Source organism: Streptomyces sp. 11-1-2, assembly GCF_003595545.1.
GTDB lineage: Bacteria > Actinomycetota > Actinomycetes > Streptomycetales > Streptomycetaceae > Streptomyces > Streptomyces hygroscopicus_B.
This window is the reverse complement of sequence record NZ_CP022545.1, coordinates 3557869-3572955: the sequence shown is the minus strand read 5'-3', so window position 1 is coordinate 3572955 and position 15087 is coordinate 3557869. Positions and strand designations below refer to the sequence as shown.

The 15087-nt window shown below is 71.5% G+C and carries 14 protein-coding genes; 8 read left to right on the top strand and 6 right to left on the bottom strand.

Going from position 1 to position 15087, the window contains the following annotated elements:
* Window positions 1-10: 10 nt before the first annotated feature.
* Window positions 11-784 (top strand): TetR/AcrR family transcriptional regulator, encoded by a 774-nt coding sequence (locus CGL27_RS15080; protein ID WP_119987316.1) that lies wholly within the window; start codon window positions 11-13, stop codon window positions 782-784.
* Window positions 785-867: 83 nt separating this feature from the next.
* A complete protein-coding gene (locus CGL27_RS15075) occupies window positions 868-1377 on the top strand; it encodes an inorganic diphosphatase (RefSeq protein WP_059143215.1) in 510 nt (169 codons plus the stop codon).
* 103 nt (window positions 1378-1480) lie between these two features.
* On the opposite strand, the gene CGL27_RS15070 is transcribed toward CGL27_RS15075, so the two are convergent.
* Window positions 1481-3439 (bottom strand): ATP-binding cassette domain-containing protein, encoded by a 1959-nt coding sequence (locus CGL27_RS15070; RefSeq protein ID WP_119987312.1) that lies wholly within the window; start codon window positions 3437-3439, stop codon window positions 1481-1483.
* 230 nt (window positions 3440-3669) lie between these two features.
* On the opposite strand from CGL27_RS15070, the gene CGL27_RS15065 reads away from it, so the two are divergent.
* The 4 genes from CGL27_RS15065 to CGL27_RS15050 all read left to right on the top strand — a co-directional run bounded on the left by CGL27_RS15065 (window position 3670) and on the right by CGL27_RS15050 (window position 7713).
* Window positions 3670-4308, top strand: a complete 639-nt coding sequence (locus CGL27_RS15065; RefSeq protein ID WP_119987308.1) for a LysE family translocator — start codon at window positions 3670-3672, stop codon at window positions 4306-4308.
* A 330-nt stretch (window positions 4309-4638) separates the two neighbouring features.
* Window positions 4639-5277, top strand: coding sequence for an Ig-like domain-containing protein (locus CGL27_RS15060; RefSeq protein WP_119987305.1), 639 nt, complete (start codon window positions 4639-4641; stop codon window positions 5275-5277).
* Between the two features lie 129 nt (window positions 5278-5406).
* A complete protein-coding gene (locus CGL27_RS50035) occupies window positions 5407-6762 on the top strand; it encodes a hypothetical protein (protein WP_162952984.1) in 1356 nt (451 codons plus the stop codon).
* A gap of 360 nt (window positions 6763-7122) precedes the next feature.
* Window positions 7123-7713: an Ig-like domain-containing protein gene (locus CGL27_RS15050; protein WP_119987302.1), complete on the top strand. Its 591-nt coding sequence runs from the start codon at window positions 7123-7125 to the stop codon at window positions 7711-7713.
* A 76-nt stretch (window positions 7714-7789) separates the two neighbouring features.
* On the opposite strand, the gene glnA is transcribed toward CGL27_RS15050, so the two are convergent.
* A complete protein-coding gene (gene glnA / locus CGL27_RS15045; RefSeq protein WP_119987299.1) occupies window positions 7790-9199 on the bottom strand; it encodes a type I glutamate--ammonia ligase in 1410 nt (469 codons plus the stop codon).
* A 254-nt stretch (window positions 9200-9453) separates the two neighbouring features.
* On the opposite strand from glnA, the gene CGL27_RS15040 reads away from it, so the two are divergent.
* On the top strand, window positions 9454-9921 hold the full coding sequence (locus CGL27_RS15040; RefSeq protein ID WP_078641008.1) for an RDD family protein: 468 nt from the start codon (window positions 9454-9456) through the stop codon (window positions 9919-9921).
* A gap of 111 nt (window positions 9922-10032) precedes the next feature.
* Here the strand turns inward: CGL27_RS15040 and CGL27_RS15035 are convergent, their stop codons facing one another.
* The 4 genes from CGL27_RS15035 to lipB all read right to left on the bottom strand — a co-directional run bounded on the left by CGL27_RS15035 (window position 10033) and on the right by lipB (window position 13215).
* On the bottom strand, window positions 10033-10713 hold the full coding sequence (locus CGL27_RS15035) for a DUF4191 domain-containing protein (protein WP_078641007.1): 681 nt from the start codon (window positions 10711-10713) through the stop codon (window positions 10033-10035).
* A 10-nt stretch (window positions 10714-10723) separates the two neighbouring features.
* Complete coding sequence (locus CGL27_RS15030) at window positions 10724-10921, bottom strand: hypothetical protein (RefSeq protein ID WP_078641006.1); 198 nt, start codon at window positions 10919-10921, stop codon at window positions 10724-10726.
* A 246-nt stretch (window positions 10922-11167) separates the two neighbouring features.
* Window positions 11168-12118 carry a lipoyl synthase gene (gene lipA, locus CGL27_RS15025; RefSeq protein ID WP_078641005.1) on the bottom strand — a complete coding sequence of 317 codons (951 nt, stop codon included), beginning with the start codon at window positions 12116-12118 and terminating at the stop codon, window positions 11168-11170.
* 272 nt (window positions 12119-12390) lie between these two features.
* Window positions 12391-13215: a lipoyl(octanoyl) transferase LipB gene (gene lipB / locus CGL27_RS15020; protein WP_205587698.1), complete on the bottom strand. Its 825-nt coding sequence runs from the start codon at window positions 13213-13215 to the stop codon at window positions 12391-12393.
* A gap of 204 nt (window positions 13216-13419) precedes the next feature.
* On the opposite strand from lipB, the gene CGL27_RS15015 reads away from it, so the two are divergent.
* Complete coding sequence (locus CGL27_RS15015) at window positions 13420-15078, top strand: regulator (RefSeq protein WP_119987296.1); 1659 nt, start codon at window positions 13420-13422, stop codon at window positions 15076-15078.
* Window positions 15079-15087: the final 9 nt, after the last annotated feature.

The following is a 15087-nucleotide window of genomic DNA, read 5'->3' as shown; positions in this document are numbered from 1 at the left end:
AGGCCCGTCCATGGCGACAGCACGGCGAGAGCGCTACCGCAAACAGACCCGGGAGGAGGCCAAGGCCGTGGCCCTGGCCCAGCTCTCCGAGTCGGGCACCGCCGGCATCTCGGTGAACGCGATCGCGAAGTCGATGGGCATGACCGGCCCCGCGCTCTACCGCTATTTCGCGAGCCGGGACGAGCTGCTGACCGAGCTGATCACCGACGCCTACCGCGATCTGGCCGAGGCCCTCGCCCGGGCCGTCGCCGACGCCGTCCCCGCCGACCGCTTCCGCGCCCTGGCCCTCGCCCTGCGCGACTGGGCGAAGCGGCAGCCCGACCGCTATCTGCTCATCTACGGCACCCCGGTGCCCGGTTACCACGCGCCGCCGGAGACCATCGAGATCGCGGCCGGAATGATGCGGACCATCGTCGACGCCTGCGCCACCGTCGCGGGTGCGGGTGCGGGTGCGGGTGCGGGTGCGGGTGCGGGCGCGGGCGCGGGCGCGGGTGCCGGTGCCGGTGCCGGTGCCGGTGACGCGAGCGGTGTCGGTGGCGCCGCCATGAGCGGCGAGCAGCCCCTCACCGAGCTCGAGGCCGCGCTGGCGCGTCATCTGGAGGGCGCGGGCCCCTGGGTGGCCGGGGAAGAGCCCGGTGGCGAGCTGAAGGGCCGTGCGCTGCGCACCTGGACCCGGCTCCACGGCGTGATCAGCCTTGATGTGCAAGGCCAGTTCACGGGCATGGGCTTCGATCCCTCGGTCCTCTTCGAGGCCGAGATCGACGCCCTCGTGCGGGGCGGCTGAGGTGTCCAGGTCCGAGCTGCCCGCCCTGCGGGCCGGGCGCACACTGGAAGGACGGCGGAGCGCACGGGTGACCGGAGGCCGCGATGGAGCACGGTGAGTTCGATGTGGTCGTGGAGATCCCGGAGGGGTCCCGCAACAAGTACGAGATGGACCATGACACCGGCCGGATCCGGCTGGACCGGATGCTGTTCACCTCGACGAAGTATCCGGCCGACTACGGCTTCGTCGACCTCACTCTCGGCCGGGACGGCGATCCGCTGGACGCCCTCGTCACCGTCGCCGAGCCGACCTTCCCCGGCTGTGTCATCCTCTGTCGCGCCATCGGCATGTACTGCATGCGCGACGAGCAGGGCCCGGACGAGAAGATCCTCTGCGTCCCGGCCCATGACCCGCGCTATGTCGGCGTCCAGGACATCGAGGACGTCCCCGAATTCGACCGGCGGGAGATCACCCACTTCTTCGAGGTCTACAAGGACCTCGAGCCCGGCAAGTCCGTCGAGGGCTCCCACTGGGAGGGCCGTGACCGGGCCTACGCGGAAATAGCCGCCTCCCGCGTCCGCGCCGCCGAAACCGGCTGGTTCCCGAGCCCCTGACCAGGGTCGACGCTCAGGGCACCGGCCCGCGCGCCGCGGGCGCCCAGGGCGTCTCCCCGCCCAGCGCCGGCGCTCGGGGCGCCCGCCCGCGCAGCGCCCGCACTCAGGCCGTCTCCCCGCGCGGCGCCGGCACCCCGCGGTCGTTCTGCAGCTCCCACAACTCCCGGAACAGCCCGCGGCACCCCGTCAGCTCCGCGAACGTGCCCTGCTGGATCACCCGCCCTCGCTCCAGCACGACGATCCGGTCCGCCACGGCGACGTTCGCCAGCCGGTGCGTGACCAGGACGACGGCGCGGTCCTCCGCCATCCGCCGCAGCCCCGCGAAGATCCGGTGCTCGGCACGGGCGTCCAGCGCGCTGGTGGGCTCGTCCATCACCAGCAGTCCGGCGGGCCGGTGGAACGCGCGGGCCAGCGCGATGCGCTGCCACTGCCCGCCGGACAGCTCCACCCCGCCCCACCACTGCCGGGCGAGCAGCGTGTCCAGCCCGCTGCGCAGCCCGTCCACCACCTCATGCGCCCCGGAGTGGACCGCCGCCTCCCGGACCGCCTCGTCCCCGCCGTGCGGTTGGCCCAGGGTGATGTTGTCGCGGGCGGACAGCGGCCAGTGCGCGTAGTCCTGCGGCACGACCGCCGTATGCCGCCACATCGCCTGCGGATCCAGCCCCGCCACATCCGCGCCGTCCCAGGTCACCGTGCCCTTGGTGGGCAGATAGAGCCCGGTCAGCAGCTTGCTCAGGGTGGTCTTGCCCGAGCCGTTCTCCCCGACCAGCGCGAGCACCTCGCCCCGCCGCACCTCGAGCGTGACATCGTCCAGGGCCGGGGCGTCGGATTCCGGATAGGCGTACGTCAGGCCCTCGGCCCTGATCACCCGCGGCGACGCCGGGATCCGGGTGCCGCGCCGCATCCGGTGTCCCCCCGCCTCCTCGATGAACTCCGCCCAGTCGTCCAGATACAGCCCCGTACGGAACAGCCGCGTCCCGTAACCGACCATCCCCTGCAGCGAAGCGCCCACCGTGCGCAGCGCGAACACCGCCGTACCCGCCGACGCCACCGACATCTGCCCCGCGCCCAGCAGCAGCGCCAGCGACACCCAGACCAGCCCGGACGCCAGCCCTCCGGCCAGCGCGCCCAGCACCGCGTACCGCGCGCCCCGGTGGACCGCCGTGTCGGTGGCCGCGTCCACCCGCGCCCCGATGGCCCGGTACCGCTTCAGCAGAAACTCCGCCATGGTGCCGGAACGGAGCTGATCGGCGATGTCCTTGTCCACCATGTACCAGCGCAGCAGCCCGAGCGTGCGCCGGTCGGCGCTCATCGCACGACTGGTCTCGTAGTGCACCCGGGCCGCCTTCATCCCCGCGATCCCCTGCGGCAACGCGGTCAGCAGCAACAGCGGCAGCAGCGCCGGATGCAGCACGGTGACCACGCCCGCCGCCGCGATCAGCGACGAGAGACACGCCATGAGCTGCTGCGACTCGGTGATCAGATCCTGCGCCACCTCGGCGCCCCGGTCCGCGGCGTCCCACTTGTCGTTGAACCCGGGGTTGTCGTACGCCGCCAGCTCGGCGTTGATCGCCGCGTCCAGCATCTGCGTCTCGGCCTCCCGGGAGATCCGCGGGGAGAGCCTGCTGGAGATGTTGCTGACCGCGATCCCCAGCAGCGCCCGCAGCCCGGCCGCCCCCGCCAGCACCGCGATCGAGGGCAGCGCGTCCCGGAGCCGGTCGGCGATGTGGCCGGAGGAGATGAGCGCCGTGATCGTGCCCGTGGTGGCCAGCAGCCCGAACGCCTCGAAGAAGCCCGACAGCGCCTGGCACACCAGCAGCGTCACCACCGCCGTCCGGTCCACCTTCCAGGCCAACGCCATGGAACGGCGGACGAGTTGGGGCAGTCTGCGGGCCATGGCCCGGGTGGTGACGGGGTTCTTCTCCAAGGCGGTCAGCGCGGGCGGCCGGAACCGTAACTCCTCGCTGGGCCGCTCGGCCGGTTGTTCCGATGGCTGTTCCGACGGCTGCTTCGATGGCTGTTCCGGTGGTTGTTCCGCCTGCTCCGTGGTTCGGGACGTCACAATCCCCCCTGAGGGCGTGTTTTCCGTTCGGTATGGCTCAGATTGCCGCAGACCGAGACTCGGTCGCCCGTGGTTTACGGCGAGGTCCACCGATCGTGGAGCGGCCGCATCGCACCAGGCGCCCCCCTCACCTCAGCCGACCTCAGCCGAGGTCACGCCACCTCGGACGACCTCGGATGACCGGAAAAAGGGCTGGAGCCGCGCCCCGTGCGCGTGCTTCGATGCGCCCCATGGTGTCCACCGACCGGCTGCTCGCCTTCGCGGCCATGTCCTTTCTGCTGATCGTGATCCCCGGCCCCAGCGTGCTCTTCGTGGTCGGCCGGGCACTGGCCCAGGGCCGCCGCGCGGCGCTGACCACGGTCATCGGCAATACGCTCGGGGCGTATGTGCTGGTCGTGGCCGTGGCGCTGGGCGTCGGGTCCGTGGTGGAGCGCTCGGCCGTCGTCTTCACCACGCTGAAGCTGGTGGGCGCCGCGTATCTGGTCCACCTGGGCGTCAAGGCGGTGCGGCAGCGCCGCTCGCTGCACGCCGCCTTCACCGGCGACGGCCCCGCCCGCGGGGGCCTGCGCACCCTGTGGGAGGGGTTCGCGGTCGGGGTGGCCAACCCCAAGACGATCGTGTTCTTCGCCGCCGTACTGCCCCAGTTCGTCGACCGTGACCAGGAGCATGTCGCGCTGCAGATGCTGCTCCTCGGCCTGATCTTCAACGCCATCGCGGTGGTTTCCGACAGCGTCTGGGGCTTGGCCGCGGCCACCGCCCGCACCTGGTTCGCCCGCTCACCGCGACGCCTCGCCCTGGTCGGCGGCGTCGGCGGACTCTCCATGATCGGCCTCGGCGCCACCGTCGCCGCGACCGGCCGCACGGACTAGCCGCGCCCTCTGGCGCGGTGCCACCCTCCGCGCGCCACGCGTGCGCGGGGAGTTGAGGAGAGGCGGCGCGCGCCGTGCGCGAGGTGGGGGGTGCGCTGGGCTGTATGGGGTAATTCGGGGTGTTTCCCTGGCGTTGGGGGTGTGTCGCGCGCCTACTGGTGCTACAGACCGGTGGGTTCCCCATCTGCCGGGGGACGGCGACGCGGGGGATGTTCCCGTGCGGATCGCCGTAGGTGCGCACCCCCTGGCCTCCGATGCGCCGCCCTGCGCGCTCGCGGTCGCGCGTGGCGAGTAACGGCCCACCATTCCAAGCCATTTGGAGGGCCCGTCATGGCTTCACCCACTGTCACCCTGGTCGCGGCGTCACCCAATCCCGCGGTCTCCGGGCAGTCGGTCACGCTCACCGCCACGGTCACGCCGGCCCCGCCCGCGACCGGCACCTCGACCGGTTCGGTCACCTTCGTGATCGGCGGTACGGGCGGGGGCACGTTCACCCAGCCGCTGGCGGGCGGCACGGCGACGTTCATCACCAGCGGCCCGGGCGCGGGGTCGCACACCGTGACCGCCACCTACAACGGTGACACCAACTTCGCCACGTCGACGTCGGCGCCGCTCACGCAGGTGGTGAACCCCGCGAACTCCAGGACCACGATCAGCTCCAACCCCAACCCGTCCGAGGCGGGCACACTCGTCGACTTCGTCGCCTTCGTGGAAGCCATCCCGCCCGGCGACGGCACCCCGACGGGCACGGTCACCTTCACCCTCACCAACGGTGTGGGGGCGATCACCATCAACACCACCGTGGACACCAATGGATTCGCCTTCGTCGAAGTGCCGCTGTCGGCAGGCAACTGGGACGTCGACGCCTTCTACGCGGGGGACGCCAATTTCGGCGCCTCCGGCGTCTCCGAGTACACCCAGGTCGTCGCCGAGCCGGAGAGCGACACGGTGACCACCACTGTGAGCTGATCCCACAGCACTGGGCCCCGCCACCGCCGAAAGGGGCAGTGGCGGGGCCCAGCCACGCACGTCGGACGTCGACCCGCGAGGAAAGCCGGATCCACGCATGAGTGACCCTTATGCGGGTAAATGTGAGGTGTGTCCGTCAAGACGCCGCGATGGGGCGCGCTGCTGCTGGCCGTCCTCGTCGCTCTGACGGCGGTGCTGCTCACCGCCGGGGGCGCTCGTGCCGAAACGGATGTGAACAAGATCGGCAAGGCGTTGCGGCACAGCCCCGTATACGTCGATCCCGGCGCCTCCGACGCACTGAGCGCCGGACAGGCGCGCCGCTTGGTGGCACATATCCGCGACGCGGGCGTACCCGTCTACGTCGCCGTCCTGCCGGACAATCCCGCGTACGGAGGCGAGCGCGTCTTCGGGCGGCTGCGGGCCGCCGTCGACCGTCCCGGCATCTACGCGGTGGCGCTCGGCTCCTCCTTCGGGGCGGCCTCCGACACCTCGGTGCTGCCGGGACGCACCTCGCAGGCGCTGGCGGCGCAGAACCTGCGGCAGCACCCCCGCGACCTCGCGGCGGTCCTGGACGGCTTCGTGACCGACGCGGCCAAGGCGACCCACGACCGGGGCGGCCAGGGGACCGGCGGCGACCAGGGCGCGCGGGACTCCACCGGTCTGTCGGTGGGGGACACCGTGGTGGTGCTGATCATTCTGGCCGCCGTCGGTGGAGGCGGTCTCTACCTGCTGCGGCGCACCCGCAAGCAGCGCCGCGAGCGCGAGCGGGCCGAGCTGGAGCAGGTGCGTGGCGCGGTCGAGGAGGACATCACCGCGTACGGCGAGAAGCTCAGCCGGACCGGCTTCGACCCGGCCGACCCGGCATCCACCCCCGAGATGGCGGACGACTACGGCCGCGCCCTGGACGCCTACGAGGAGGCGAAGGCCAAGTCGGCCGCCGCCCGGCGCCCCGCGGACGTACGGCCGGTGACCGAGGCGCTGGAGGAGGGCCGCTTCGCGCTGGCGGTGCTCGATGCCCGCCGCGAGGGCGGGCCGCTGCCCGAGCGCCGCCCGCCGTGCTTCTTCGACCCGCGCCACGGCCCCTCGGTCCGGGACGTCCCGTGGGCGCCCTCGGGCGGCACCCAGCGCTCCGTCCCGGCCTGCGCCGCGGACGCCACCCGCATCGACGACGGCCTCGATCCGGACGCCCGCACTGTCCCGGTCGGCGGCGACCGGCGACGCCCGTACTGGGAGGCCGGTCCGGCCTACGGGCCCTGGGCGAGCGGGTACTTCGGCGGATACGGCTCGATGCTGCTGCCCGGGCTGCTGATCGGCACGCTGCTGGGCGGGTCCCTCGGCCCCGGCTACGACACCGGCGACTTCGGCGGCGGCTTCGGCGGCGACGGGGGCGGCGGTGACGCCGGGGGCGGCGACTTCGGCGGTGGTTTCGGCGACGGCGGTGGATTCGGCGGTGGCTTCGGGGGAGGCTTCGGCGACGGCGGCTGACCCCTGGCCGACGCGCCCGCGGCAGGCCCCCAGCACACGCGTGTGCGCGGTGCGTACGCGGTGCCCCGACGACACGGAACGCGCGCCGCACGAGGCGGATGGTGTGCGCGGGGAAGGCCGTCGAGCGCTGCGCTATCCGGGGTAATTGGGCGTCAACTCTCTGGCGGTGGCGGCCAGTCGCGCGCCTACTGGTGCTACAGACCGGTGGGTTCCACATCTGCCGGGGGACGGCGCCGCGGGGATGTCCCCGTGTGGATCGCCGTAAGTGCGCACCCCCTCGCCTCCGATGCGCCGCCGCGCCTTGTTCCCGCATGCGTGGCGAGCAACGGCCCACCACCCCACACCACTTGGAGGGCCACCATGGCTACCCCCACGATCACCCTGGTCACGGTCTCACCCCAACCCGCGACGTTCGGACAGTCGGTCACCCTCACCGCCACCGTCATCCCGCTCGGCGCCGGAACTCCCACCGGCACCGTCACCTTCGTCGTCACCGGCGGCCCCACCGTGACCGGGACGCTGTCGGGCGGGACCACCTCGGTCACCGTCCCCAGCCTGAGCGTCGGCGCCCACGCCGTCCTCGCCAACTACAACGGTGACACCAACTTCTCCCCCTCCACCGGCGCCAACGTCATCCTCGTCGTCCAGTCGGCCACCACCACATCGGTGTCCTCGGCGCCGGATCCGTCCACGCTGGGGCAGTCGGTGACGTTCACCGCCACCGTCACCCCGGTCGCACCCGGTGCGGGCGTCCCGACCGGGACGGTCACCTTCATCATCGGAGGCTCCGGCGGCGGCGCCTTCGTCCAGCCCCTGTCGGCGGGCACCGCGACGCTGTCCCTCAACACCCTGGGCGTAGGCACCCACCCCGTGGTCGCCCTCTACACCGGCGACACCAGCTTCCTGCCGTCCTCCGGCACCGACACCCAGACGGTCAACGCCGCCGCGTAACCCCTCCGCACCAAACGCCGAGCCCCCGCCCCGCCCATCGGGGCGGCGGCGGGGGCTCGGCCGGAGCCGGTACGGATCACACGTCGAAGTAGAGCTCGAACTCGTGCGGGTGCGGGCGCAGCTGCAGCGGGGCGATCTCGTTGGTGCGCTTGTAGTCGATCCAGGTCTCGATCAGGTCGGAGGTGAAGACCCCGCCCTGGAGGAGGAACTCGTGGTCGGCCTCGAGGGAGTCGAGGACGGCCGGGAGGGAGGTCGGGACCTGCGGGACGCCCGCGTGCTCCTCGGGGGCGAGCTCGTAGAGGTCCTTGTCGATCGGCTCGGCCGGCTCGATCTTGTTCTTGATGCCGTCCAGACCCGCGAGGAGCAGGGCGGAGAAGGCCAGGTACGGGTTGCCGGAGGAGTCCGGGGCGCGGAACTCGACGCGCTTGGCCTTCGGGTTGGAGCCGGTGATCGGGATACGCATCGCGGCGGAGCGGTTACGCTGCGAGTACACCAGGTTGACCGGCGCCTCGAAGCCCGGCACCAGGCGGTGGTAGGAGTTCACCGTCGGGTTGGTGAAGGCCAGCAGCGACGGGGCGTGCCGGAGGATGCCGCCGATGTAGTAGCGGGCGGTGTCCGACAGGCCCGCGTAGCCCTGCTCGTCGTAGAAGAGCGGGGAGCCGCCCTGCCACAGCGACTGGTGGACGTGCATGCCCGAGCCGTTGTCACCGAAGATCGGCTTCGGCATGAAGGTCGCGGTCTTGCCGTTCTTCCACGCCACGTTCTTGACGATGTACTTGAACAGCATCAGGTCGTCGGCCGCGGCCAGCAGCGTGTTGAACTTGTAGTTGATCTCGGCCTGGCCGGCGGTGCCCACCTCGTGGTGCTGGCGCTCGACCTGGAGACCGGCCTTGTCCAGCTCGAGGCTGATCTCGGCGCGCAGGTCGGCGAAGTGGTCGACCGGCGGGGTCGGGAAGTAGCCGCCCTTGTAGCGGACCTTGTAGCCACGGTTGTCCTGAAGCGCGCCGGTGTTCCAGGCGCCCGCCTCGGAGTCGATGTGGTAGAAGGACTCGTTCGCCTTGGTGTCGAAGCGCACGCTGTCGAAGACGTAGAACTCCGCCTCCGGGCCGAAGTACGCGGTGTCCGCGATACCGGTGGAGGCGAGGTACGCCTCGGCCTTCTTGGCGATGTTCCGCGGGTCACGGCTGTACTGCTCACCCGTGATCGGGTCGTGGATGAAGAAGTTGATGTTGAGGGTCTTGTCCCGGCGGAACGGGTCGACCCGGGCCGTGGAGAGGTCCGCGCGCAGGGCCATGTCCGACTCGTGGATGGCCTGGAAGCCGCGGATCGACGAGCCGTCGAAGGCCAGCTCCTCGTTCGGGTCGAACGCCCCCGCCGGTACGGTGAAGTGCTGCATGACGCCGGGAAGGTCGCAGAAGCGGACGTCGACGAACTTGACGTCCTCGTCCGAGATGTACTTCCGAGCGTCGTCGGCGTTCTGGAACATCCAACTCCTCCTAGCCCGGCCGCGGTGGGACGGGGATTTGTCCGGTCGCGCGGTCCATGTGCGGTGGCGCGCTGTCGCCGACCATAGGCAGACGGGATTTCCCGGGCATGACCCATTTGTTTCACCCAGGTTAACCGGCCCGAGGGGGGTTACGGGGACCTTGTGGCCTCGGAAAAGGCACCGAATGGCCCGCCCGGAACCAGCGGGCGGGGGCCAGGCCCGGGGAACGTATGCGGTCGCAGTAACGTAGACGGGTGGACAAGAGGCAAGCAATCGGATCGTGGCTTTCCGGGCCCCGCGCGGCCGCCGAGGACATGGGCGTCGACTTCGGCTACCGGGGCCAGGGACTCGGGCTCCCCGAGAGCGGACCGGGCGCCATAGCGCCGCTGGGACGCCGTTTCGGGGCGCTCTTCATCGACTGGGCCCTGTGCCTGCTCGTCTCCTACGCCCTGCTGTCCGGCCGCGACGCCCAGGCCGCCGGGAACTGGGCGCTGCTGGTCTTCCTGGTGCTGAGCCTGGTCACCGTGGGCACCGTCGGCGCCACCCCCGGCAAGCTGCTGCTGAAGCTGCGGGTCATCGGCGAGGGCGGGGTGCGGCTGAGCCTGCCGAAGGCCGTGCTGCGCAGTGTGCTGGTGGTACTGGTCATCCCGGCGGTGGTCTGGGACCGCGACACCCGCGGGCTGCACGACCGGCTCTCCCGCGCCGTGCAGATCAGGGTCTGAGCCCCGGGATCACACCCGTACGGATTGCGTACAACGGCGTTACGTACGAAACGGCGGCCCGGACTCCATGTCCGGGCCGCCGTCTCGTATCCGTTTCGGTGCGGGGAGCGCTCAGCGCCCCTTCGGCATCCGCATCCCCTTGGGCATCGGACCCTTCGGAATCGGCATGTTGCTCATCAGATCGCCCAGCGCGCGCAGCCGGTCGTTGACCACCGTGACCTGTGCGCCCGGCAGCACCCGCGGAAGCTTCAGCAGCGTGGTGCGGAGTTTCTTGATCTCGACCTGGCCCTCGCCGGAGCCCACGATCACATCGTGGACCGGGACCTCAGCGACGATGCGCGCCATCTTCTTCTTCTCGGCGGCCAGCATGCCCTTGAGCCGGTTCGGGTTGCCCTCGGCGACCAGCACGACGCCCGCCTTGCCCACCGCGCGGTGGATGACGTCCTGGTTCCGGTTCATGGCCACCGCGGGGGTCACCGACCAGCCCCGGCCCACGTTCTCCAGCACCGCCGCCGCCGCGCCCGGCTGGCCCTCCATCTGTCCGAAGGCGGCCCGCTCGGCACGGCGGCCGAAAATGATCGCCATCGCGAGGAACGCCAGGACGAAGCCCAGGATGCCAGCGAAGATCGGGTGACCGATCAGGAAGCCGATCGCGAGAAGGACACCGAAGGTGACAATCCCCACGCCGGCGACGACAAGAGTGACCTTCGGGTCGACCCGCTTGGTCATCTTGTAGGTCAGGGCGATCTGCTTCAGCCGCCCGGGGTTCTCGGATGTTTCCTTCCTCGCCATACAGCGAAGTTTACGTGGCCTGGGAGGTACTGGTGGACACGGCCTCCAGTACGTGTTCGGCCTCGTCCCGGTCCTTGGCCCGACGGCGGTCCTCGAGCACGGCCGTCCAGGCGTTGCGGCGGGCGGTGCGCTGCCCGCCCCGCAGCAGCAGACCCTCCAGGGCGAGGAGCGCGTCGGTGACGGACGGGCGTACGGGCGCAGCCGGCATGGGTACCCCTCGGAAGCGGCGGATGATCGCTACGCACAACGTATAAGCGGTGCGTGGCTCAATCGTTACCCATTGGTGTTACCAGTGCGTGACTGGCCGGTCAAACACCGATGAAGCCCTGCTGCGGCCCGTATCCCGCCCTTGACCTGCGGCGTTTTCGGAGCCCTCGGATATGTGTGTGCTCGCAATCACACAGCGTGTTGCTCACACGGCCGATCGGAGCACGTTACGTGACGGAGTGTGAACTCAGACCGCCGGGGAGGCCGCGGCGACATTGCGCCGCTCGATGGCCTGCTGGTACAGACGGCCGGCCCGGTACGAGGAGCGGACCAGCGGGCCGGACATGACGCCCGCGTAGCCGATCTCCTCGGCCTCCTCCTGGAGCTCCACGAACTCCTGGGGCTTGACCCAGCGCTCCACCGGATGGTGCCGGGCGGACGGCCGCAGGTACTGGGTGATGGTGATCAGCTCACAGCCCGCGTCATGGAGGTCCTGCAGCGCCTGGCTGATCTCCTCGCGCTCCTCGCCCATGCCCAGGATCAGGTTGGACTTGGTGACCAGACCCGCCTCGCGCGCCTTGGTGATCACCTCGAGCGAGCGCTCGTAGCGGAAGCCGGGACGGATGCGCTTGAAGATCCGCGGCACCGTCTCGACGTTGTGCGCGAGCACCTCGGGGCGGGACGAGAAGACCTCGGCGAGCTGCTCGGGGACCGCGTTGAAGTCCGGGATCAGCAGCTCCACACCGGTGTTCGGCATCAGGGAGTGGATCTGGCGGACGGTCTCCGCGTAGAGCCAGGCACCACCGTCCTCCAGGTCGTCGCGGGCCACACCGGTGATGGTCGCGTACTTCAGCTCCATCGTGCGTACGGATTCGGCCACCCGACGCGGCTCGTCGCGGTCCAGCTCCTGCGGCTTGCCGGTGTCGATCTGGCAGAAGTCGCAGCGCCGGGTGCACTGGTCGCCGCCGATGAGGAACGTCGCCTCGCGGTCCTCCCAGCACTCATAGATGTTCGGACAGCCCGCCTCCTGGCACACGGTGTGCAGGCCCTCGCGCTTCACCAGGCCGTGCAGTTCGGTGTACTCGGGGCCCATTTTCGCCCGGGTCTTGATCCACTCGGGCTTGCGCTCGATGGGGGTCTGGCTGTTCCGGACCTCCAGGCGCAGCATCTTGCGTCCGTCGGGTGCGACTGCGGACACGTCCGGCACTCCTCTTTGCTTGGCTCTGCTTGGCGGCTCGGCGTGGCGAGTTTGCCGGCGGGCTTTCGAATCGTCGGCGGTCACCAGAGTACGCCCGTGGTTCGTACGCATTTACGTCCAGGGCAACCGATAGCGGCGAGGGCGCATTCCCGGAGGGCCGGACCCGGAAGGGCCGCCTTCCCGGAGTTGCCGGACCCGGCAGGGCTGGGCTGGTAGGGCCCGATCGGCGGGCCCGATCGGCGGGCCCGATCGGTGGGCCCGGCCCGGGAAGGTCAGACCGCCCGGGGCAGCGGGACGGCGGACTCCAGGACCTCTCGCAGATGCCGCTCGACGACCGGCAGCACCTCGGAGATCGGCACATCCCGGCCCAGCTCCTCCGAGAGCGAGGTCACACCCGCGTCCCGGATCCCGCACGGCACGATCCGGTCGAACCAGGTGTTGTCCGGATTGCAGTTGAGCGAGAAGCCGTGCATCGTCACGCCCTTGGCGATCCGCACCCCGATGGCGGCCAGCTTGCGGTCCTCACGGCGCTGCCCGGCGTTGGACGGGGCGTACTCCGGCCCGTTCAGCCGTGCGTCGAACTCCTCGTCCTCCAGCCGCGGGTCGAAGTCCAGCTTCAGCCCGCCGAGCGCGGGGCGCTGATCCACCGGGTCGCCCAGCACCCACACCCCGCTGCGGCCCTCCACCCGGGTCGTCTCCACGCCGAACTCCGCGCAGGTGCGCAGCAGCGCCTCCTCCAGGCGGCGGACATGCGCGATGACGTCCACCGGGCGCGGCAGCTTGAGGATCGGATAGCCCACCAGCTGACCGGGGCCATGCCAGGTGATCTTGCCGCCGCGGTCCACGTCCACCACCGGGGTGCCGTCCAGGGGGCGCTCGTTGTCGGCCGTGCGCCGCCCCGCCGTGTAGACCGGGGGGTGCTCCAGCAGCAGACAAGTGTCGGGGATCTCGTCCGCGAAGCGGGCGGCGTGCACCCGGCGTTGCTCCTGCCACGCCTCCTCGTAGTCCACGGCGTCCGCGCCGAAGCCCAGGTGGACGTAGCGCAGCGCCGGTGAACCGGGGACCGACCCCGGCGAAGCAGTGGTCACGGCGGTCACGGCAAGCTCCTTCTCGGCCCACGTGCGATTGGGGGCGGAGCCTCGCGGCGGCGCCCCCGCCACTGTACGACCGTGTCCCCTTACGTCCTCACCCGGCCCGTTCTCACACGATCGGATGAATGCCGCCCGACGGCCGCGATCAGCCCTCGAGGGGCAGTTACATTCGCGCCGTTCCACAGAGCGATCAGGGAGACCGGCAAGCTGATGACGGAACGACCCCCACAGCGCATTCCCAATCGTCAGCTCGCCGCGCTCATCGCCGAGGCTGGCTTCTCCAACGCTGGGCTCGCCCGGCGGGTGGACCAGCTCGGGCTGGAGCACGGCCTGGACTTGCGATACGACAAGACATCGGTGACGCGGTGGCTGCGCGGACAGCAGCCACGCGGCACCACCCCGGCGCTGATCGCCGAGGTGTTCACCCGGCGGTTGGGGCGTCGGCTGACCGCCCAGGACCTGGGGCTGGACGCCTGTGCGCCCGTCTACGCGGGGCTGGAGTTCGCCGCCACGCCGCAGGAGGCGGTGGACATCGTCAGCGGGCTGTGGCGGAAGGACTCCGGAAGCCATGCGGAGCTGCGGAAGATCGCCTTCACCCCGGCGGGTCTGGTCGTCCCCAGCCGCGACTGGCTGATCGGGCGGCCCGACGACCGGGTGGCGCGCGGTGAGCCACCGGCGGGCGCCGTCCCGGCCGGGACGGGGCTCGGGGGCGGTAGCGGGGCCGGGGCCGCGGCAGGGCGGCTGCCCGCGCAGGGCGGCCGAGCGGGTGGCCCGGCGGGTGGCCCGGCCGGGGTGGCCGGGGTGGCACCGGGACGTGCGGCCATCCAGGGCGCGCACGGCGCTCAGGGCGCTCACGGCGCCCACGGCACTCAGGGCGCCCATGGCACTCAGGGCGCTCACGGTGCCCAGGGCCGGGCGCCGCTGCCCCGTCAGCGCCGGCACGACCGCGACCGGCGCGCACCGGGCTACCGGGTGACCTCCGGCGACATCGCGGCCCTGCGCTCGGTCGGGGAGCTGTTCGCGGCGCTGGACCAGACGTACGGCGGCGGACACGCCCGCCAGGCCCTGGTGCGCTACCTCGAGCACGAGGGCGAGCCGATGCTGCGCGGCTCGTACAACGAGGCGACCGGGCGGCGGCTGTTCGGCGCGGTCGCCGATCTGACCCGGCTGGCCGGATGGACCTCGTTCGACATCGCCGCCCACGGTCTGGCACAGCGCTACTTCGTCCAGGCGCTGCGGCTGGCACAGGCGGCCGGGGACCGCACATACGGCAGCTATGTGCTGGTGACGATGAGCCGCCAGGCCGTCTATCTCGGCCATGGGCGAGAGGCCGTGCAGCTGGCCCGGGTGGCCCAGCAGGGGGTCGGCGGCGGCGCCCCGCCGGTGCTGCAGTCGCTGCTGCACGCGATCGAGGCGCGCGGCCATGGCGTCCTGGGCGAGGTGCGCGCGTGCACCGCCTCGCTCGCCCGCGCCGAGCGGGCGCTGGAGACGGCCCGGCCGGGGGACGAGGTGCCGTACTGGGCGCGGCTCTTCGACGAGGCCCAGCTGGCCGACGAGTTCGGCCACTGCCACCGCGATCTGCAGCAGTACCGGGCCGCAGCCCAGCACGCGGAGCGCTCCCTGCAACTGCACGGCGCCGGGTTCGCGCGCAGCCGGCTGTTCTGCCGGGTGGTCCTGGCGAGCGCGCGGCTGGGCCTCGGCGAGCTGGAACAGGCGTGCCAGCTGGCGGCGGAGGCGGCGCAACAGGCTTCGGAGATGCGGTCGGTGCGGGCGGTGGAGTACGTACGGGACTTCGAGCGCCGCCTGGAGCCCTACCGGGACGCGGCCCCGGCCCGCGGCTACCGGGAGCGAGTGGCGGCGCTGGGGTAGGGGCGGGGG

What these genes read in the sequence shown, in the direction of transcription:
- CGL27_RS15075 (WP_059143215.1), top strand. Translation starts at nt 868, where the DNA reads ATGGAGCACGGTGAGTTCGATGTGGTCGTGGAGATCCCGGAGGGGTCC.
- CGL27_RS15030 (WP_078641006.1), bottom strand. Translation starts at nt 10,921, where the DNA reads ATGCCGGCTGCGCCCGTACGCCCGTCCGTCACCGACGCGCTCCTCGCC.
- glnA (WP_119987299.1), bottom strand. Translation starts at nt 9,199, where the DNA reads ATGTTCCAGAACGCCGACGACGCTCGGAAGTACATCTCGGACGAGGAC.
- CGL27_RS15080 (WP_119987316.1), top strand. Translation starts at nt 11, where the DNA reads ATGGCGACAGCACGGCGAGAGCGCTACCGCAAACAGACCCGGGAGGAG.
- CGL27_RS15015 (WP_119987296.1), top strand. Translation starts at nt 13,420, where the DNA reads ATGACGGAACGACCCCCACAGCGCATTCCCAATCGTCAGCTCGCCGCG.
- CGL27_RS15035 (WP_078641007.1), bottom strand. Translation starts at nt 10,713, where the DNA reads ATGGCGAGGAAGGAAACATCCGAGAACCCCGGGCGGCTGAAGCAGATC.
- CGL27_RS15065 (WP_119987308.1), top strand. Translation starts at nt 3,670, where the DNA reads ATGGTGTCCACCGACCGGCTGCTCGCCTTCGCGGCCATGTCCTTTCTG.
- CGL27_RS15060 (WP_119987305.1), top strand. Translation starts at nt 4,639, where the DNA reads ATGGCTTCACCCACTGTCACCCTGGTCGCGGCGTCACCCAATCCCGCG.
- CGL27_RS15050 (WP_119987302.1), top strand. Translation starts at nt 7,123, where the DNA reads ATGGCTACCCCCACGATCACCCTGGTCACGGTCTCACCCCAACCCGCG.